This is a genomic window from unidentified bacterial endosymbiont, assembly GCF_918320885.1.
Taxonomy (GTDB): domain Bacteria; phylum Pseudomonadota; class Gammaproteobacteria; order Enterobacterales.
Map to the genome: position 1 here is coordinate 1332701 of NZ_OU907312.1, position 18367 is coordinate 1351067.

Here is an 18367-nt window from a genome sequence, read left to right on the forward strand (position 1 = left end):
TCCCCCAAAGGTGAACAAGAATGGCATTGACAGCTGATACAGCGATCCTCAATCCGCTCAGTGTATACCATGAACCCTACTTGAGGATTGGGGTTATTTTTTAGGATCACCTGGACTGCCCGCTGAGCCGCACAGGGCAATCATGGCTGTGCGGCAGGCCAGCGTTGTGTTAGACTGGGCTTTTTTACTAGACGTGCTGTACTGAGCCGTTTGCTAACTGTGATCCTATGTCCACCGATCTACCCTTGACCACCACGACCAGATCCGCTAAACCACCCCGCAAGGTGGTCGTTGGCCTCTCAGGCGGCGTTGACTCCTCAGTGGCTGCTTGGCTGCTCCAGCAGCAGGGCTACCAGGTCGAAGGGCTCTTTATGAAAAATTGGGAAGAGGAGGATAGCGACCACTACTGTGCTGCGGCGGCCGATCGAGCAGATGCCCAAGCGGTGTGTGATACCTTAGGGATCCCCCTGCATACCGTGAATTTTTCTGCCGAGTATTGGGAAGAAGTGTTTGAACGCTTCTTAGCGGGTTACCGCGCCGGACAGACCCCTAATCCCGATATTCTCTGTAATAAAGCCATCAAGTTTACCGCGTTTCTACAGTATGCTACGACGCAGCTGCAAGCGGAGGCGATCGCCACCGGTCACTACGCCAGACGCTCTCTAGTAGCGGGTCAACAGGAGCTCTGGCGGGGCCTTGATCCGCAAAAAGATCAAAGTTATTTCCTCTATACCCTCAACCAACAGCAACTAGCCTATAGCTTATTTCCGGTCGGTGAACTCTCTAAAAGCGCCGTACGCCAATTAGCGCGCCGGCTGGGTTTAGTCACGGCTAATAAAAAAGATTCGACTGGCATCTGCTTTATTGGCCCTAGGCGCTTTCGGGACTTTCTGGCCCGTTACCTGCCACCACAACCCGGGTTGATTCAGAGCACTGAAGGCGCTGTCCTAGGTGAGCATGCCGGGCTATTCTACTACACCTTAGGGCAGCGGCAGGGGCTGGGCATTGGGGGCACCAGCCCACAGCAAACCAAGCCCTGGTATGTGGTAGCCAAAGATCAAGCGCGGAATCTCTTGATAGTCTCCCAGGGGCAGGATCACCCACAACAGCAGGCGCGGGGACTGTACGCTGAGCAGCTCCACTGGGTTTCGAAGCCCCGGCCCACCGCGCCACTCCGTTGCAGCACAAAAATTCGCTACCGCCAAACTGATGTGCCCTGCACCTTGATCCCGCTGACAACGGACACTATTCAGGTGCAGTTTGAGCAGCCGCAACTAGCCGTCACCCCGGGTCAAGCCGTGGTCTTTTACCAAGGTGATCGCTGTCTGGGGGGCGCCACGATTACTAAGGCGCTGCCGCTCACTGGTGAATGCTCTATTGATTGATTAAGGATCTCAACGCTTGCTGATAACTTCGTCTCCCCTCACCGCCCTCTCACCACTAGATGGCCGCTATGCCGATAAGCTAGCGCCGCTGCGGGCGCTATTTAGTGAGTATGCTCTACTAAAATTTCGCCACCGCGTGGAAATCCGCTGGCTGCAACAGTTAGCCGCTTGTGAAGCGATTACCGAGGTGCCCGCCTTTGATGAGGCAACCCAGCACTTTTTAGAGCAGCTGATCGACCACTTTGATCTGACAACGGCCCAGCGCATCAAAGCGATCGAGCAGACCACTCAGCATGATGTTAAAGCGTTGGAGTACTGTCTTAAAGAGCAGATTGCGCCGGTGCCAGCGCTGCAAGCGGTCTCCGAGTATATTCACTTTGGCTGCACCTCTGAAGATATCAATAATTTAGCCTATGCGTTGATGCTCCAAGAGGCGCGGGCGACGATCCTGCTGCCTAGTTGGCAGCAGCTGATCACCGCGATCACCCAGCTGGCCCGCGCCTACCGCGCGACCCCCCTGCTGTCGCGTACCCATGGCCAACCCGCCAGCCCGACAACCCTGGGCAAAGAGATGGCCAATTTCGCTTACCGATTGAGCCGGCAACTGCGGCAGCTGCAGCAGGCAGAGATCTTAGGAAAATTCAACGGTGCCGTCGGCAACTATAACGCCCAGGTGGCCGCCTACCCCACGCTGGACTGGCACCGCTTAAGCGAAGGGTTTGTCACCTCACTACAACTCACCTGGAACCCCTATACCACTCAAATTGAGCCGCACGATTTTCTCAGTGAAATGCTCAGTATTATCGCCCGCTGGAACACTATTTTAATCGACTTCAGTCGCGATCTCTGGGGCTATATTGCTTTAGATCACTTTAAACAGCAGCGGCTGGAAGGCGAGATCGGCTCCTCAACCATGCCGCATAAAATCAACCCGATTGACTTTGAAAATGCTGAAGGCAACCTGGGGTTAGCCAATGCCTTGCTAAACCATCTAGCGGCCAAGCTGCCTATCTCACGCTGGCAACGGGATTTAAGCGACTCAACCGTGTTGCGCAATCTGGGGGTGGCGATAGGGCATGGGCTACTGGCCTATCAATCTCTGCTAAAAGGCATGAGCAAACTGTCGGTCAACGAAGCCTCGCTAGCAACAGAGCTCGAGTCGCAGTGGGTGGTGCTGGCCGAAGCGCTGCAGACAGTGATGCGCCGTTATGGGATCGAGCAGCCCTATGAGCAGCTTAAAGAACTTACACGAGGTCGGCAGCTTGATCATGCTGCACTCCAGCAGTTTATTCAGCAGCTAGATCTCCCAAGCGCAGAAAAGCAGCGATTACAAACCCTGATCCCGGCGCACTACATCGGTCTAGCCACCCGTCTGGTGGATGAACTGCCTGACTAAGGGTGCGCGCTGACGCCCCCCTATCAGGGCCAGCAAAAGAGAAGCGGTCGCTTATCACTTTAAAAAGTTCATCAAAAATCTAAAAAACGCTATCTAAAGCACAAAAAAAACAAAAAAAGTGGTTTTTAAGTTGATTGTTAATTATAGTGGCGCCGATACTACTGACTAATTTTAACTAAATGATCACAATTTTTTTAGTTTGTCAATATTAATTAGGAAAAATTTTTGAAAAACGCCTATAATAGTATTGACCCCGCTGATTTTTAAAGCTAGAGTGCTGCCGGTACGCGCGATCACGAGGTTGACTTCCGTGAACAGAGCCTTTATTAAGGGGCAATGCTGCTGCGTCAGTACTGAGTTTTTTAACGATTTTAAGCAAACAGAGCTTGTCAAACTAGGAAAATAGTCTTATGAAAAAACAATTATGCGCCGTAGCACTGATCACCACCGCTGCCCTGGGCGCCAACGTTCAGGCTGATGACTTCACCTACCTTTCTGTAGGACTGTCGCTTGATAAATCAGGATTTTTATCTGATACAAACAAAACGATCGATAATCATAAACTGCCTACCGATAAACAAAAAGAAGGGCTAAAAGCTAAAGACAGCGGGGCTGGTTTCTACCTCAATGGTAGTGTTGGCTTTGAAAACAATTTCTTTGCTGAAGGCCGTATTCAGAACAGCAAAGCATTCAGCAACTATCTGCTAGGCGTCGGTTACCACTACCCATTGGGGCAAAAAGTAGATTTTTACGGCTTATTGGGTATGAGTAAACGCGATTTTAACGTTACTCCCTTAAAAGTACTATCTAATTTACATTTTTTTGAAAATTTATTAGCAACAGGAAAAATAACAGAACAACAAGCAGATGCTTCCATAAATGCTTTAAGTTTAGAATCACCCAAGGAGTTAGTATCCATCTACCAAGACAAAATTCAACCGACTGTAGAAATAGGGGTTAAAGCACGCCTAAATGATTTAGCTGGCGTTCAGGTCGCCTACCGCTTTTCTCAATTTGGTAAAGAAACAATTTTTACTGAAAAAGAAAACCTACATGAAGGGCGTATTGTTGGGTACTATAAAGTAACCGACACGCTAGCACTTGAAGCCGGCTACACTTATAACTCCTTTTCAAAAGGTACATTTAAAGACCACAGGGGTCAAGTTGGTCTGCGCTATATCTTTTAACTCATTTATTTAGACCAACTGCAGCGCTTCGTTTGCTGCAGCTTAGGCTAAATACTTTAAGGGGCAGTTTATCTGCTCCTTTTTTATTCATTCGTTGATGCTTAATCCCCCCTGCCTTTGGTGTTATAACCCTACTGGTTAGACCCGATATCCCGATCTCGATGCGATCATGGCAGTATCAACGCCTATCTGGTAAATTAGCAAAGTTGTCGAATATTCCGGGTTCATTTTAGCAGTTTGACCGCAGCAACCCAGTGAGCAGCAGACGCTAAAGCATGTACCCTAGAACAGCGCTAAATCTCCTCTGCTGCACATTAGCACAGGTTTTCTCAATTCATTTCATCAAGGTACGCTAACTCATGGGCTTTAAATGTGGCATTGTCGGGCTGCCGAATGTCGGCAAATCAACGCTGTTTAATGCGTTAACCCAAGCGGGGATTGCGGCAGAAAATTTCCCCTTTTGTACCATTGAACCGAACAGTGGCACCGTCCCACTACCCGATCCGCGGCTGGATCAGTTGGCGGCCATCGTTAAGCCACAGCGCATTATTCCTACCACCATGACCTTTGTCGACATTGCTGGACTGGTGAAGGGGGCAGCACAGGGCGAGGGGTTAGGGAATCAATTTCTCGCCACCATCCGCGAGAGCGATGCCATTGCCCAGGTAGTGCGCTGCTTTGAGGATCCGGAGATTATCCATGTGGCAGGCGTGGTCAATCCCCTCAGTGATATTGAAACCATCCACTTAGAATTGGCCCTGGCCGATTTAGAGGTGATCAACCGCGCCCAACAGCGGGTACAAAAAAGAGCTAAAAGCCCGGATAAAAGTGCCTTATTAGAGCTCAAAATCCTAGAGCACTTGGAACAGCAGCTGTCGGCGGGAGCGCTGCTACGCACTTTGTCCTTGACTCCGGAGGAGCAGGCGCTGGTTGCCCCCTTAAATTTATTAACCCTCAAGCCAATGCTCTATATTGCTAATCTGAAGGACAACGAACCTAATCAGCACTTTTTACAGCTGATCAGCGAGCGGGCCGCAGCGGAAGGGGCTAGCGTAGTACCCATCTGTGCCGCCCTCGAGGCAGAAATTGCCCTGCTAGAGCCTGCAGAGCGCGCAGAGTTTTTAGCAGAGCTAGCCATCGGTGAGCCCGGCCTGAACCGCTTGATCCGCGCCGGCTATCAGTTGCTGAATCTGCAGACCTATTTTACCGCCGGGGTAAAAGAGGTGCGCGCCTGGACCATCCCCGTCGGGGCCACGGCACCCCAAGCGGCTGGTAAAATTCATAGCGACTTTGAAAAAGGGTTTATTCGTGCTGAGGTGGTCGGTTACCAGGACTTTATCACCCACCAGGGAGAGCGTGGTGCCAAAGAGGCCGGCGCCTGGCGCTCTGAAGGGCGGGATTATCGGGTCAAAGATGGGGATGTCATCCATTTTCGCTTTAATGTGTAGTCCTCAGTCCTCAGCGGTCGTGAATCCCCCCAGCGGCGCTGTCAGTGAAGCTCTCTTTGGCAACTAGTATCAGCTGAGCTATAACGATGGTATCAAGTGATCACCGTAGGAGTTGCGTAGCATGACTATCGCCCCTCAAACCATTGCCCAAGTGATGGCGCTGACCCCCTTGCTAACCTCATTAGCTGAGCTCGATCTCCGCGTGCGCTGCGGGCTGCCTAAATCAGCCCTGCGCTCGGGGGTTGAGCAGGCTGGTCGCACGACAGAAGAGCGCCGGTCGCTGCTATTTGAGATTATTCCGGAAGCGACTTTTAAGCGGCGCCAAGATCGCCTGAAACCGGATGAATCGGCCAAGGCTGAGCGGTTGGCCCGCATTTTTGCCACCGCCGCCTATGTCTGGGACTCTGACGACGATGCCCGGGAATTTTTGCATACCCCTCATCCCCGTCTCGACGGCGAGACCCCTTTGAGGATCTCCATGAGCGAATTAGGCGCCCGACGCGTTGAGCAGCTGCTGTGGGAACTGTTCTACGGTCTACCGACTTAATCACAGCGATAAGCTGGAGCGCTAACCCTTCCCGTGCGCCTGTTCCGCATTGCCGATAGCCGTCACCCGTTATGGGATGGTCAGGGTGCCCTGCGGCTTGGGGGACGCTTTAATAGCCCCGATCAGCCGGTGGTGTCTGCCGCGTTAACCTACGCCGGCGCCCTGCTGGAGATCCTTGCCCAGGCGCGGATTGGTAAACTCCCGCGGCAGCAAGTTTTTGTGATGGCGGAGATCCCTGATCATCTGGCGATTGAACGCGCGGATCGGTCCCGCTTACCGCCAGGGTGGGATCAGCCAGAGAGCCCCTCTGCACGGGCTTTTGGCGATCAGTGGCTCGCAGAGCAGCGCCCCCCCTACTCCTGGTTCCCTCAGTGGTGGCCCGTGAGGAGTGGAATGCGGTAGTCAACCTGGCCCATCCTGAGGCACAGGCCCAGCTCTCCAAACCGCAGCCAATCATTTGGGACCAGCGCCTCTTTAACAGCAGCCCCTCGACCTAACGTGACTTAATGGCTACTCCCCTCAGGCTACCAATCGATCGGTGTTAATCCTTGGGCTTGTAGCCATTGATTGCACTGTGAAAAATGCCGACAACCCCAAAAACCACGGTGGGCCGATAGCGGAGAGGGATGGGCGGCAGTCAGCACGTGGTGCCGCTGGCGATCAATTATCGCCCCCTTTTTTTGGGCATGCGCCCCCCACAGCAGGAAGATCACCCCCTGCCGATGCTGGTTAATCGCCGCAATCACCCTATCGGTAAATTGCTCCCACCCCAACTGTGCATGCGAGTGGGCTCTGCCTGCTTCAACGGTTAAGACGGTATTCAGCAGCAATACCCCCTGTTCAGCCCAGCGCTGTAAACAGCCACTGCGCGGGGGTTTAAATCCAGGAATATCTGCTGCTAACTCCTTGTAGATATTCACTAAAGAGGGGGGTAAGGCCACTGCTGGGGGCACTGAAAAGCAGAGACCATGTGCCTGCCCAGGACCGTGGTAGGGATCTTGTCCCAAAATCACAACTTTAATCTGCGCAAACGGGGTCCAGCGAAACGCATTGAACACCTCGTCCTGCGGGGGATAGATCGTTCGACCAGCGTGACGGGCAGCCTGCACGGTGGCCATCATCGTACGAAAATAGGGCTGCTGCTTCTCGTCGCCGAGCACCGCTGGCCAATCCGGTACTGTGGAATCATTCATGTTCGCTTGCTCCCTAACAGAGGCCATCAGGGCCACTGTGCCCTGCCTTATTATAATCTACCCACCTCACGCTGGATGGTACTGCTCACAGGCCATTAAGGTATTGTGTAAGAGCATCGCCACCGTCATCGGTCCCACTCCGCCGGGCACGGGCGTAATCCAACTGGCGCGTTCGCAGGCGCCAGCAAAGTCGACATCCCCTACAATTTTCCCTGAGGTTTGGCGATTAATCCCCACATCAATCACAATCGCGCCCGGTTTGATCCAGGCCCCTTGGATGAGCTGAGGCTGACCCACCGCCACTACGAGTAGATCAGCACGGCTAACCTGTTCAGCGAGATCGCGAGTATACCGATGAGCCACGGTGACACTACAGCCCGCCAGTAACAGCTCCAGGGCCATCGGGCGGCCAACAATATTGGAAGCACCCACGACTAGCGCGTCTAGCCCTCGCAAGGGGATCGCCAGGTGCTTTAAGAGCTGCAGAATGCCATAGGGGGTACAGGGGCGCAGTGTCGGCGCTCGTTGACACAAACGCCCCATATTATAGGGGTGGAAACCATCGACATCCTTATCAGGGCGAATCGCTTCCAGCACGGTGACCGTATCAATCTGGGGCGGCAAAGGCAGCTGGAGCAGAATGCCATCGACGCCGGGATCCTCATTGAGCTGAGCAATCAAGCTCAGCAGTTCTGTGGTGGTCATCGCGGCTGAACCCGGATAAACCTTTGAGAGAAAACCGACCGCCTGACAGGCCTGCTGTTTTTTAGCCACATAGAGGTGTGAGGCCGCATCATCACCCACCATAATCACTGCCAATCCTGGCGGGCGCAGCTGCGCCTGCAGACGTGCTTGGACCCGATCAGCGACCTGTTGTATAAACTGCTGTGCTATCGTTTTGCCATCAATCAGCTGTGCTGCCATCACCCGCCACTCCGCTTCTAACAACCCTACCCTAGAAAGGGAGGCTATTGTGTCAAAGATTGCGGGTGCTGTCAGGCACTATTCTGCTCATAAGGCTCACCGGCACCGGACAACCACCAATTCATTGACTGAGGCGCCGACTCCCGTATAATCCCTGCCTAATCGAAGAGTAGCTCAATCGGATAGAGCAACGGCCTTCTAAGCCGTAGGTTCCGGGTTCAACTCCCGGCTCTTCGAATTCCACAGTTTTAGCTCAAGTGAACCATAGCAGGGTAACGCCATTGACTGTATGGGCTGCCCTTCCAAGCTGTATTGATCATTGCACAGAAACCCTATCCATAGGGGTTAGGAGATCCGCTGATGGCTTTCGAACTGCCGGCACTGCCTTATCCACCCAATGCTTTAGAGCCCTATATTTCAGCCGAAACGCTGGAATATCACTACGGAAAACACCATAAAACTTACGTAACCAACTTAAATCAGTTAGCCCCAGGGAGTGAATTCGCTACAGAATCCTTGGAAACTATCATCCAGCAGGCGCCTAAAGGTCCTCTGTTTAATAACGCCGCACAGGTGTGGAACCACAGCTTTTATTGGAACTGCCTTAAACCGAAAGGCGGTGGTCATCCCACCGGATCACTGGCCACTCAACTCCAAAACAGGTTTGGCGACTTCGCAACTTTCAAAAAACAATTTACCGAGTCTGCACTCAAAAATTTTGGCTCGGGCTGGACTTGGCTAGTACAAACTGATGCTGGTGAACTAAAAATTATCGATACCAGCAACGCCGGTTGCCCTTTAACCTTGGGTGAAAAACCACTATTAACGGTCGATGTCTGGGAACATGCTTACTATATCGATTACCGCAATGCGCGCCCCGATTATCTCGATGCCTTTTGGTCGCTAGTCAACTGGGATTTTGTCAATCACCGTCTGGATTCTTAACCTGTTGTTCAAATAACTGTGGGCTTTGCCAGAGTACCCTCCTTGGTGAGGGTATTCACTGAATACTCCCTCTTGTAGGTTGTGTGTTGCCCCATCGCCGTGTAGGATCACCCTCTTCTCTTTTTTCTTGTGCTGAACACCGACCACACTCATGGATACTTTAGACCGTATTAGACAACAAATTGCTGACCATCCCATTCTACTCTATATGAAAGGGAGCCCAGACTTTCCCAGTTGTGGCTTCTCCGCCCAAGCGGTCCAAGTCCTACGCACCCTGGGTTATCCTTTTGAATCCATCAATATCTTAGAACATCCCGATATCCGTGCCCGTTTGCCCGAATTTGCTCAGTGGCCGACGTTTCCACAGTTATGGGTCGGTGGTGAGCTGATTGGCGGCTGTGATATTATGTTAGAGATGTTTCAGAGCCATGAGTTGCAACCGCTGCTGGCGGCGGCCAGTACCGCAGCCGCTTCAAACAACTCATGTGATCTCGCCCAAGAGCCATGAGCCTCTTTTTTGAACCCAGACATGATTATACGCAGGGTAGTTTACGGCGTCATGATCTGACCGCTGAGCCACTGGATCTCTTCGATCGCTGGCTACAGCAGGCCATTGCAGCGAACCTCCCGGATGCGACGGCGATGAGTGTCGCATCCGTGGACTGCCAAGGGCAGCCTTACCAACGGCTAGTCTTATTAAAGCACTATGATCAGCAGGGGTTCCTATTCTACACCAATCTACAAAGCCGCAAAGCGACCCAGCTCGCCGCTGCCCCGCGGGCGAGTTTGCTGTTCCCTTGGCAGGCGCTGGATCGCCAAGTGATCATCACTGGGCAGGCTGAACCACTCGATCGTGATACAGTACTCACCTATTTTCACACTCGTCCACGGGATAGTCAGCTAGCGGCTTGGGCCTCTACTCAATCACGACCGATCCCCTCTTGGCAGTGGTTAACCGATCGCTTTAAGGCGTATGAACAACAATTCTCTAACCAAGTGGTACCACTACCTGAGTATTGGGGCGGATTCCGTGTACGTGCAGAGACCTTTGAGTTTTGGCAAGGGGGTATAGACCGCTTGCATGATCGCTTTCTCTACCAGCGTCGGGATAACGATTGGCAGATCGACCGCCTGGCACCATGACCCGAGCCACTGAACACCCTCTGGAGATCAGGTGACGATTCATTTACTAGAAGCGCTACAGCAGCGTGGTTTGATCGCCCAGATCACCGACCCATCAGGATTGTCTGCCCGCCTGGCGCAAGGGCCGCTCACGCTCTACTGTGGATTCGATCCGACTGCCGAGAGTCTACACCTGGGCCATTTAGTCCCTCTGCTCTGCTTAAAGCGTTTTCAACTGGCAGGGCATCAACCCATCCTCTTAATAGGCGGTGCCACCGGCTTGATTGGCGATCCTAGCTTTAAAGCCAGCGAACGCTCACTCAACGCCCCCGACACCATTGCCGCTTGGAGCAGCGCTATCGGCACGCAAGCACAACGTTTTGTTGATTTTGAAGCGCAGCCTAATCCAGCTTTATTGCTCAATAATGCCACCTGGTTTCAAGATCTCAACGCCCTTGATTTTTTACGAGATATTGGCAAGCATTTTTCAGTCAATACGATGATCAATAGGGAGTCAGTCCGTCAGCGCCTGTCGCGTCCCGAACAGGGGATCTCCTATACTGAATTCTCCTACCAGTTGCTGCAAGCCTACGATTTCGCTATGTTACAGCGTCACCATGGGGTGGAGTTACAGCTCGGGGGATCCGATCAGTGGGGGAATATCACGGCAGGCATCGATCTAACCCGGCGCTTGTTTAAAAAAACGGTGTATGGCCTCACCGTGCCATTGATCACCAAAGCGGATGGCACCAAGTTTGGCAAAACCGAAACTGGCACCCTCTGGCTCTCACCCCAAAAAACCAGCCCCTATCGCTTTTACCAATTTTGGCTCAATACAGCAGATGCTGATGTCTACCGCTTTTTATCGCTCTTTACCCTGTTGAGTTCAGCAGAGATCGAAGCGATTCAACAGCAGGACCACAGCAGCCAACAACCGCCTCAAGCGGCCTTGATCTTGGCAAAAGCAGTCACGCAACTGGTGCATGGTGAAGCAGCGTATTTGGCTGCACAACGTATCACGCAGATCCTGTTTAGTGGTGATGTCACACAATTAACAGCGACCGATTTTGCGCAACTGGCTCAGGATGGGATCCCGACCGTATCGCTGCCGCTTGTGACCTCTTTAGCACAAGCACTGATGATAGCCGGTTTAGCGCCCTCCCAAAGCCAGGCACGCACCTTGATTGCTGCACAAGCGATTGCCGTGAATGGTCAAAAAGTTCATGAGATCCACTACGCCTTCACCGAAGCAGATCGCTGCTATGGCCGTTACACGCTCCTCAAGCGCGGCAAAAAACAGCACTGCTTACTCTGTTGGACCCCCTAAAAGCTTCCATAAAGCATCAGAACGCCGATCTGGCTATTCAATGATAAAGCTGAGACTATGATAAGCAGTTTCCTTCCAATGGTAACGTTTGTGTCGATCTACGTGGGCACTGGTCTCTATTGTTCACTGTCTGGGGTAGATAACGCCTTCTATCAGCTCTCCCCCTTGGCCGCCATTCTCCCCGCTATCGTGCTGGGATGGTTGCTACACCGAGGCAATACCGAACATCGCCTGCACGCTTTGCTCGAAGGGATCAGACACCGGGATATTATCACGATGTGTTTGATCTTCCTGCTGGCGGGTGCTTTCGGTGCCGTCACCCAAGCTATCGGCAGCGTAGAAGCCACGGTCCAGCTGGCGCTATCGCTGATTGCCCCGCAGTTTTTACTGATGGGACTGTTTATCACGGCAGCCTTTATCTCGGTGGCTATGGGCACTTCCATGGGGACCATCGCTGCTATTGCACCGGTTGCTTATGGTCTTAGTACCCACGGTGCCTTTCCAGCTGCTCTAGGGGCCGCGACGGTCGTTGGGGGTGCCATGTTTGGGGATAATCTCTCTATTATTTCCGATACCACCATCGCGGCTGTCATGTCACAACGGGCTGATCTGCAGGCTAAATTACGCCTGAATGCGCTGATAGCCACCATCGCCGCACTGATCACCCTAGGCTGTCTATTGTTACACTGTGATAGCAGTGTGCCAATCCTGGTACAACCCTACTCACTGCTACGGGTTGCCCCCTATGCTCTGCTCATTATTCTGGCTCTCTGTGGTGTTAATGTTTTGATCACCCTGGTGATGGGTATTATGGCTGCTGGCCTGCTGGGAATGGTCGATGGCGGTTATGGCTGGCTACACTATAGCCGAGACATTGTCTCTGGCTTTACCAGTATGCAGGAGATGATGCTGCTCTCCATGCTGGTCGGCGGCCTCTCTGGCCTCGTCGGCGAAGGGACCCTGAAGCTCTCTGAGCAACTCTCTAGCTGGTTGGCACACCGCAAAGCGGGTCAAAAGCTGGCGCAGTTGCTGATTGCCGCTATCGTTAGCCTATTCGATCTGCTGTTGGCCAACAATACGATCGCCATCATTTGTAGTGGCGATCTAGCTCGAGAGATTGCTAAGAAATATCACATCCCCCCCCATTATAGTGCAACCTGGCTAGATATCTTCTCCTGTGTGGTTCAGGGCCTCATCCCTTATAGTGCGCAGATCCTATTAGCTAGTAGCCTCGCTGGCGTCTCACCCCTCAATGTTATCGGTCAAGTGTACTACTGCTATGCCTTGGGGGCTGTTGCCCTGATCACTATCTTGACCTTGAGTGGTCTGAAACCGAAGCTAAACCAGTAACAGGTGAGCTTCAACAGGGTTAACAGTTTGCTCAGACCGATAACTGACAGCGGGTGATTCTCTTTCGCTGGCGCAACAAGCAATAAGTTTTTGTAACTCATTAATCTCACCGCTTGTTATATTAGCATCACGTATACACTGTATATCAAAAAATGGTGTGGATTCTCTCCGAGCTTGCAATTTTTCGAGTTCAAGTATGAATTTTTCAACTTCATGGCCCTGGGCAGATATTGTAGATAGTGTAGATATTCTTGGCCCAGTGAGATTATTAGGGGCTTTTTTAATTGGATTTGGAACAGCATAAACAACTCTTGGAACATCATAAATAGGCTCTTCTTTTTTAATTGAGGAGATCGATAAAGTTTGAATTAGTCCAAGACTTGTCTTTGACTCTATCGGAGATGTGAGACTTGACAACTCAAAATTTGTCTCTAACGTTTGGAAATTTATTGATGAACAAATATCTTTTTTTGAATATTCAATAAATTCATTAAATTGATCTACCGATGAGGAAGGACTACTATCTTCTAACAAGGGATTATTATTATATGAATTTGTAGTAGATGCATCAGATCTCTTCCTGAAATAACTGATTAATTTTTTAGTTACTAAAGCCATAATCGGTAATGTAATTCCACTTATCCACCAGAGATTTTTATAAAAATAATTGTCAGTCTCTAAAGAGACACTTCTTGTCTGATTGACATCTATTCGATAGGGTTCACTTTGATCAGAAATATTCTCTATAGCATATCTTGCGAGCTCCGTCGTTAAAGACAAACCTGCAATGCCTAATACAGATGCTGAGATTGTTTTGTTTTTATCAGATTCAACGATTGGAATCATATTAGTGACGGGAAGAGAAAAAATCTTGTGGTCTTCAAAATTGGAACGAAATTTTCTTAACTCATCCGATGATTTCTTGATAATTTTTTTAATTTCATCATTATTTGTCATAGACAACGCATTTTGATTTCCAGAATTACGCAACAAAGAATTTGCACCAGCATTAAGTAAAATAAGAACCCCTTTTTTATCATTTTTAATTGAAGAAATCATTAAGGCGGTGGTTCCATACCGATTGGCTTTATTAACACAGACACCTATATTTATTAGCGCTAGCATTTCATCGTGATTCATATCTAAAGCAGCTTGTGATAAAGGTGATAAGTTATCGCGAAAAATTAACTGCAAAAATATTGCCATAAGAGCTCAACAAGCGGTTAATTTCTGTATTGATAGTTTGTTTACTCCAGGTTACCAAGCGGCGCCAATGATACTTAGCTTGTTTCCAAACTATCTCAATCAAATTAAGCTCTGGACTATAAGCGGGAAGATAAAGAAGTACCATATTGTTCTCCACGAACCACCGTTTCAATGTCTCTTGCTCAATGCCATGATGAATACTGGCATTATCTAATACCACAAAGGTATAGCGTTGCTCACCCTTCTGGGCAATATCCTCTAAAAAGTCAACGACCTCTTTTCTTGTCACATTTTGCTCAATAATCTTATGGGACAAGGTGTTAGCTGAAAAATCTAAAGCCCCCAGTACCGAACGTCTGCAGTGTGGTTTTGGTTCTACCCGATGCGGCTGCCCTCTAGGTCCCCAACCATTCTGAACAGGAGGGGTAGAGGAAAAACCACTTTCATCAAAATAGATCAAACGATATTTGTTGTCTTCACGGGAGAGCAATTTGAGCCTTGAGAGTACAGCTGATTTTGCAATGTAACAGGCTTCATCACGTTTTTTTTAAGTGAATAACGTGATCTTTTATAGGAGAGCCCTTGCTCTTTAAGCGCCGAAGCGAGTGTTTCTAGCGTGCAAGGTAAGGCACCATGTTCAGCTTCCACTCGTTTGGCTATGCCTGCTAAACTCAATGATTCCGAGCATGCAGCGTCGACAGCACTGGCAACCATTTCTGGCGACAGCGCTCGTGGTCGGCCGCCGTTATATTGACAAAGCAGGCCACAAATACCTGCTCGGCGCCACCTATGGATCCAGTTATACACCGCTCGAAAACTAACCAAAAGCTCCTTGGAAACTTCAACCGGTTTGAGTCCCTTGGCTAGTAGTAACAGTCCAGCTCCTCGCATCCTGGTCTCTCTATAATGATGGTTTAAAGATAGTTGTTGTAATGTAAAGCGCTCAGTTTCTGTCAATTTTATGGACAATTTCATTGGGCAACAGCATGCAGAGTGAAAATTCATATCTTTAGCATAACTCATTGCATTTCATTTTTATAGAGCACTTAACTCTTTATATTCATCAGTACCATTAACTTTTATATTAGAGGCACTATTTTTTATATTTGGTTCTAGATTGTTAATTTTTGACCGCATATCTTTTTTAATTTCATTATTAGTTATTATATCTAATACTGTTTGGTTAAATACATCAGTAAGGAATGGATTTGCGTTATAATTCAATAAAGTATCTAAAGCCCTTTTATCATTTTTAAAACCGGCAACCATCAATGGAGTAATTTTATAGTCATTGATTTTATTAACACAGGCACCAAGCTTTATTAGACGTGATATCTCATCATAATCAGCATTTAAAACAGCTGATGATAAAGGATTTAGTTTTCGATACTCTATCGGCAGATAAGCCAATTGTTGTGTGTTAGGTTTCAAATTCACACTTGTTTGTTCCACTGATGTTCCCCTTTTTCTTTTAATAAAATTAAAATAAAAAATATTGTTTATTCGCTATATTATAAATACAGATTTTTTAATTTAACTAGTAGATCATTCAAAATCTTATAAAGATTTATATTGTCTGATACTCATAACATACATAAAATTATCTAAAATATTTTATAACTGCTTTTGTAAATCAGTTTTCTAAGTGGCAAATAAGATCATAGTTTTATATCTATAAATTTCAGTCGATTATTATCGTTTTTATAATCAACTCCCCGGTTTGAATCACATCTCAATTCTTAATGCATTAAACCACGACACACTCAAATAGCTCTGTTGGATGAAACTATTGTTGCATATAAACTGATACTTTTTCACTTAGTTAACTATCAATAGAGTTCGTTTTGAGGATTCCTCTTAGACTGTTAATCCAGGGAGTAATATCATTCGTTTATCGAACCTGTATTACAACTTATAATGTTTACCTTTTATGATAGAGTAACTAAAAAAATAAAATATATAATATACCAATCAAATTAATTATGTATTTAAACATTAATAAGTTATTTTTATTTTATTAGCAATCATTAAAAAAATGATCAGTTTTTGTGCTACCTTTTAACTAAAATTTGACAATAAAATACATTAAAAATTAAACAAAATAAACTAATTTTTATATTTTATTGTCAAATAATATAAATCATTGATTTAAAACTGTTTTAAGTGAGACTGCTAGAAACAAAAAATATAATTACATTATCTTTATAGTTAATAAGCTAAATCAAAATCAATGAAGTACGTACGACCAAGCGTTGGTCATCCAGTCACTGGGGTACCGGTAATCCACCGTTGGCGTAGTTGTTGGATGTCATCCCGCAGCTGGGCGGCCTGCTCAAACTCTAGATTCTGTGCATGTGTGTACATCTGCTGCTCTAAGCGGTTGATCGCTTTTGCTTGCTCAGCAGGAGTTAACTGGGTCAGTGCTTTAAGACGCTCATGGACCACTGAGGCAGCACTGGCCCTACGCGCTTTGGGTTTTACCCCCCACTCTAAAATATCGGTAATCGCTTTTTGTAGGCCCTGTGGCACAATACCATGCGCTTGGTTATAGGCCCGCTGCTTGATCCGGCGCCGATCGGTCTCCTCAATCGCCTGCGCCATAGCGTCTGTCACCGTATCGCCATACAAAATCGCTTTGCCGTGCAGATGGCGCGCTGCACGACCAATAGTTTGAATCAGTGATCGAGCTGAACGCAAAAAACCCTGTTTATCCGCATCTAAAATGGCCACTAACGAGACCTCTGGAATATCTAACCCCTCTCGCAGCAGGTTAATCCCGACTAAAACATCAAAAACCCCTAACCGGAGATCCCGCAAGATCTCCATCCGTTCAACCGTATCGATTTCTGAATGCAAATAGCGGACTTTGACTTGGTGCTCTTCTAGATAACTCGTGAGATCTTCGGATAAACGCTTCGTGAGGGTCGTGACCAAGACCCGCTCCGCTTTCGCCACCCGCTGGTAGATCTCAGACAGTAGATCATCCACTTGAGTCGCTACTGGCCGAACTTCAACCTCTGGCTCCAGTAACCCTGTAGGACGTACCACCTGATCGACTAAATCGTTACCCGATTGCTGTAACTCATACGGACCCGGGGTGGCCGAAACATACAGCGTTTGCGGGGATAATGCGGTAAATTCTTCAAAACGCATGGGGCGGTTATCTAAGGCCGAGGGCAATCGAAAACCGTAAGTCACCAGCGTCTCTTTGCGGGCCCTATCACCACGGTACATGCCCCCCAACTGAGGGATAGTCACATGGGACTCATCAATCACCAATAAGCCATCTGCCGGCAAGTAATCAAACAGGGTCGGCGGTGGCTCCCCCGCTGCTCGGCCAGAGAGATAGCGTGAGTAATTTTCAACGCCCGAGCAGTACCCTAGCTCCTGCAGCATCTCTAGATCATACTGGGTACGCTGTGCCAAGCGCTGCTCTTCTAACAATTTATTATCATTCAGTAGCGCCTGGCGCCGTTCTGCCAACTCTTGTTTGATCTGCTCGATGGCCTCTAGAATACGGGAACGTGGCGTGACATAATGATTTTTGGGATAGATAGTATACCGTGAGACGACCTGCTGCCCCTGTCCAGTGAGTGGATCGAATAGCGTTAACTGCTCTAGCTCGCGATCAAATAATTCAATCCGCAGTGCGATGGCGTCCGCATCAGCAGGAAAAACATCAATCACCTCACCACGTACCCGAAAAGTTCCCCGCTGGAAACTGTGATCATTGCGCGTATACTGTAGATCCGTTAAGCGCTGCAGAATAGCGGTGCGATCGATCAGCTCACCTCGCCGCAGATGGAGCATCATCTGTAAATAGAGCTCTGGATCCCCTAACCCGTAGATCGCTGAAACAGAGGCCACTACAATCACATCTCGGCGTTCAATCAGCGCTTTAGTGGCCGAAAGTCGCATCTGCTCAATATGTTGATTGATTGAGGCATCCTTGTCGATAAAGGTATCGGTACTCGGCACATACGCTTCTGGCTGGTAGTAGTCGTAGTAGGAGACAAAATACTCCACCGAATTCTCGGGGAAAAAGGCTTTCATCTCACCATAAAGCTGTGCGGCTAAGGTTTTATTGGGGGCTAAAATGAGCGTCGGCCGTTGTTGTTGCTCAATCACATTGGCGATAGTAAAAGTCTTCCCCGTACCGGTCGCCCCCAGAAGCGTTTGGTGAGCCAAACCCTGATTAAGCCCCGACACCAACTGGCTAATGGCTTGAGGCTGATCACCGGCGGGTTTAAAGGAGCTCCGCAAGCAAAACCTTTTGGATAACTGAGTGCTATTCATAGCCCTCTACAATGACTTGGGTGCTCTCTAATCGAGCGAGT

18 protein-coding genes and 1 tRNA gene are annotated in these 18367 nt (G+C 48.9%); 12 read left to right on the forward strand and 7 right to left on the reverse strand.

Annotated elements, in window-relative coordinates; genetic code table 11:
- Nucleotides 1-227 precede the first annotated feature (227 nt).
- From mnmA to NL324_RS06800, 6 genes are all read left to right on the forward strand, one after another.
- A complete protein-coding gene (gene mnmA / locus NL324_RS06775; RefSeq protein WP_253306856.1) occupies nt 228-1385 on the forward strand; it encodes a tRNA 2-thiouridine(34) synthase MnmA in 1158 nt (385 codons plus the stop codon).
- A 22-nt stretch (nt 1386-1407) separates the two neighbouring features.
- Nucleotides 1408-2781, forward strand: coding sequence for an adenylosuccinate lyase (gene purB, locus NL324_RS06780; RefSeq protein WP_253307157.1), 1374 nt, complete (start codon nt 1408-1410; stop codon nt 2779-2781).
- Between the two features lie 410 nt (nt 2782-3191).
- The gene (locus NL324_RS06785; protein WP_253306857.1) at nt 3192-3968 is read left to right on the forward strand and encodes a porin family protein; all 777 of its coding nucleotides are present in this window, start codon (nt 3192-3194) and stop codon (nt 3966-3968) included.
- Nucleotides 3969-4327: 359 nt separating this feature from the next.
- Nucleotides 4328-5416, forward strand: coding sequence for a redox-regulated ATPase YchF (gene ychF / locus NL324_RS06790; RefSeq protein ID WP_253306858.1), 1089 nt, complete (start codon nt 4328-4330; stop codon nt 5414-5416).
- 121 nt (nt 5417-5537) lie between these two features.
- On the forward strand, nt 5538-5963 hold the full coding sequence (locus tag NL324_RS06795) for an Xre family toxin-antitoxin system antitoxin (protein WP_253306859.1): 426 nt from the start codon (nt 5538-5540) through the stop codon (nt 5961-5963).
- A 33-nt stretch (nt 5964-5996) separates the two neighbouring features.
- Nucleotides 5997-6365: an RES family NAD+ phosphorylase gene (locus tag NL324_RS06800; RefSeq protein ID WP_366516348.1), complete on the forward strand. Its 369-nt coding sequence runs from the start codon at nt 5997-5999 to the stop codon at nt 6363-6365.
- Nucleotides 6366-6487: 122 nt separating this feature from the next.
- On the opposite strand, the gene ung is transcribed toward NL324_RS06800, so the two are convergent.
- Entirely contained in the window at nt 6488-7156 is a 669-nt protein-coding gene (gene ung / locus NL324_RS06805) for a uracil-DNA glycosylase (RefSeq protein ID WP_253306860.1), read from the reverse strand.
- 66 nt (nt 7157-7222) lie between these two features.
- Nucleotides 7223-8080 carry a bifunctional methylenetetrahydrofolate dehydrogenase/methenyltetrahydrofolate cyclohydrolase FolD gene (gene folD / locus NL324_RS06810; RefSeq protein ID WP_253307158.1) on the reverse strand — a complete coding sequence of 286 codons (858 nt, stop codon included), beginning with the start codon at nt 8078-8080 and terminating at the stop codon, nt 7223-7225.
- A 163-nt stretch (nt 8081-8243) separates the two neighbouring features.
- Between folD and NL324_RS06815 the strand changes: the two genes are divergently transcribed.
- The 6 genes from NL324_RS06815 (at nt 8244) to NL324_RS06840 (ending at nt 12824) form a co-directional block, all read left to right on the forward strand.
- Nucleotides 8244-8317, forward strand: a tRNA-Arg gene (locus NL324_RS06815).
- Nucleotides 8318-8440: 123 nt separating this feature from the next.
- A complete protein-coding gene (locus NL324_RS06820) occupies nt 8441-9025 on the forward strand; it encodes a superoxide dismutase (RefSeq protein ID WP_253306861.1) in 585 nt (194 codons plus the stop codon).
- Between the two features lie 151 nt (nt 9026-9176).
- Complete coding sequence (gene grxD / locus NL324_RS06825) at nt 9177-9533, forward strand: Grx4 family monothiol glutaredoxin (protein ID WP_253306862.1); 357 nt, start codon at nt 9177-9179, stop codon at nt 9531-9533.
- On the forward strand, nt 9530-10168 hold the full coding sequence (pdxH, locus tag NL324_RS06830) for a pyridoxamine 5'-phosphate oxidase (protein WP_253306863.1): 639 nt from the start codon (nt 9530-9532) through the stop codon (nt 10166-10168). The genes grxD and pdxH overlap by 4 nt, the downstream gene beginning before the upstream one ends.
- 31 nt (nt 10169-10199) lie before the next feature.
- Nucleotides 10200-11474 carry a tyrosine--tRNA ligase gene (gene tyrS, locus NL324_RS06835; protein ID WP_253306864.1) on the forward strand — a complete coding sequence of 425 codons (1275 nt, stop codon included), beginning with the start codon at nt 10200-10202 and terminating at the stop codon, nt 11472-11474.
- Nucleotides 11475-11564: 90 nt separating this feature from the next.
- Nucleotides 11565-12824 carry a Na+/H+ antiporter NhaC family protein gene (locus NL324_RS06840; RefSeq protein WP_253306865.1) on the forward strand — a complete coding sequence of 420 codons (1260 nt, stop codon included), beginning with the start codon at nt 11565-11567 and terminating at the stop codon, nt 12822-12824.
- Here NL324_RS06840 and NL324_RS06845 read toward each other — a convergent pair.
- From NL324_RS06845 to uvrB, 5 genes are all read right to left on the reverse strand, one after another.
- Nucleotides 12813-14030 carry a hypothetical protein gene (locus NL324_RS06845; protein ID WP_253306866.1) on the reverse strand — a complete coding sequence of 406 codons (1218 nt, stop codon included), beginning with the start codon at nt 14028-14030 and terminating at the stop codon, nt 12813-12815. The two genes, NL324_RS06840 and NL324_RS06845, sit on opposite strands and share 12 nt — an antisense overlap.
- Nucleotides 13996-14520, reverse strand: coding sequence for an IS630 family transposase (locus NL324_RS06850; protein ID WP_301282740.1), 525 nt, complete (start codon nt 14518-14520; stop codon nt 13996-13998). Before NL324_RS06850 ends, NL324_RS06845 begins: the two co-directional genes overlap by 35 nt.
- Nucleotides 14487-15005, reverse strand: coding sequence for a helix-turn-helix domain-containing protein (locus NL324_RS06855; protein WP_253305868.1), 519 nt, complete (start codon nt 15003-15005; stop codon nt 14487-14489). Before NL324_RS06855 ends, NL324_RS06850 begins: the two co-directional genes overlap by 34 nt.
- 60 nt (nt 15006-15065) lie before the next feature.
- Nucleotides 15066-15482 carry an ankyrin repeat domain-containing protein gene (locus NL324_RS06860; RefSeq protein ID WP_253306867.1) on the reverse strand — a complete coding sequence of 139 codons (417 nt, stop codon included), beginning with the start codon at nt 15480-15482 and terminating at the stop codon, nt 15066-15068.
- A gap of 804 nt (nt 15483-16286) precedes the next feature.
- On the reverse strand, nt 16287-18326 hold the full coding sequence (gene uvrB, locus NL324_RS06865; protein ID WP_253306868.1) for an excinuclease ABC subunit UvrB: 2040 nt from the start codon (nt 18324-18326) through the stop codon (nt 16287-16289).
- Nucleotides 18327-18367: the final 41 nt, after the last annotated feature.

What these genes read in the sequence shown, in the direction of transcription:
- mnmA (WP_253306856.1), top strand. Translation starts at nt 228, where the DNA reads ATGTCCACCGATCTACCCTTGACCACCACGACCAGATCCGCTAAACCA.
- NL324_RS06785 (WP_253306857.1), top strand. Translation starts at nt 3,192, where the DNA reads ATGAAAAAACAATTATGCGCCGTAGCACTGATCACCACCGCTGCCCTG.
- ychF (WP_253306858.1), top strand. Translation starts at nt 4,328, where the DNA reads ATGGGCTTTAAATGTGGCATTGTCGGGCTGCCGAATGTCGGCAAATCA.
- NL324_RS06795 (WP_253306859.1), top strand. Translation starts at nt 5,538, where the DNA reads ATGACTATCGCCCCTCAAACCATTGCCCAAGTGATGGCGCTGACCCCC.
- ung (WP_253306860.1), bottom strand. Translation starts at nt 7,156, where the DNA reads ATGAATGATTCCACAGTACCGGATTGGCCAGCGGTGCTCGGCGACGAG.
- folD (WP_253307158.1), bottom strand. Translation starts at nt 8,080, where the DNA reads ATGGCAGCACAGCTGATTGATGGCAAAACGATAGCACAGCAGTTTATA.
- NL324_RS06820 (WP_253306861.1), top strand. Translation starts at nt 8,441, where the DNA reads ATGGCTTTCGAACTGCCGGCACTGCCTTATCCACCCAATGCTTTAGAG.
- grxD (WP_253306862.1), top strand. Translation starts at nt 9,177, where the DNA reads ATGGATACTTTAGACCGTATTAGACAACAAATTGCTGACCATCCCATT.
- pdxH (WP_253306863.1), top strand. Translation starts at nt 9,530, where the DNA reads ATGAGCCTCTTTTTTGAACCCAGACATGATTATACGCAGGGTAGTTTA.
- NL324_RS06845 (WP_253306866.1), bottom strand. Translation starts at nt 14,030, where the DNA reads ATGGCAATATTTTTGCAGTTAATTTTTCGCGATAACTTATCACCTTTA.
- NL324_RS06855 (WP_253305868.1), bottom strand. Translation starts at nt 15,005, where the DNA reads ATGAAATTGTCCATAAAATTGACAGAAACTGAGCGCTTTACATTACAA.
- uvrB (WP_253306868.1), bottom strand. Translation starts at nt 18,326, where the DNA reads ATGAATAGCACTCAGTTATCCAAAAGGTTTTGCTTGCGGAGCTCCTTT.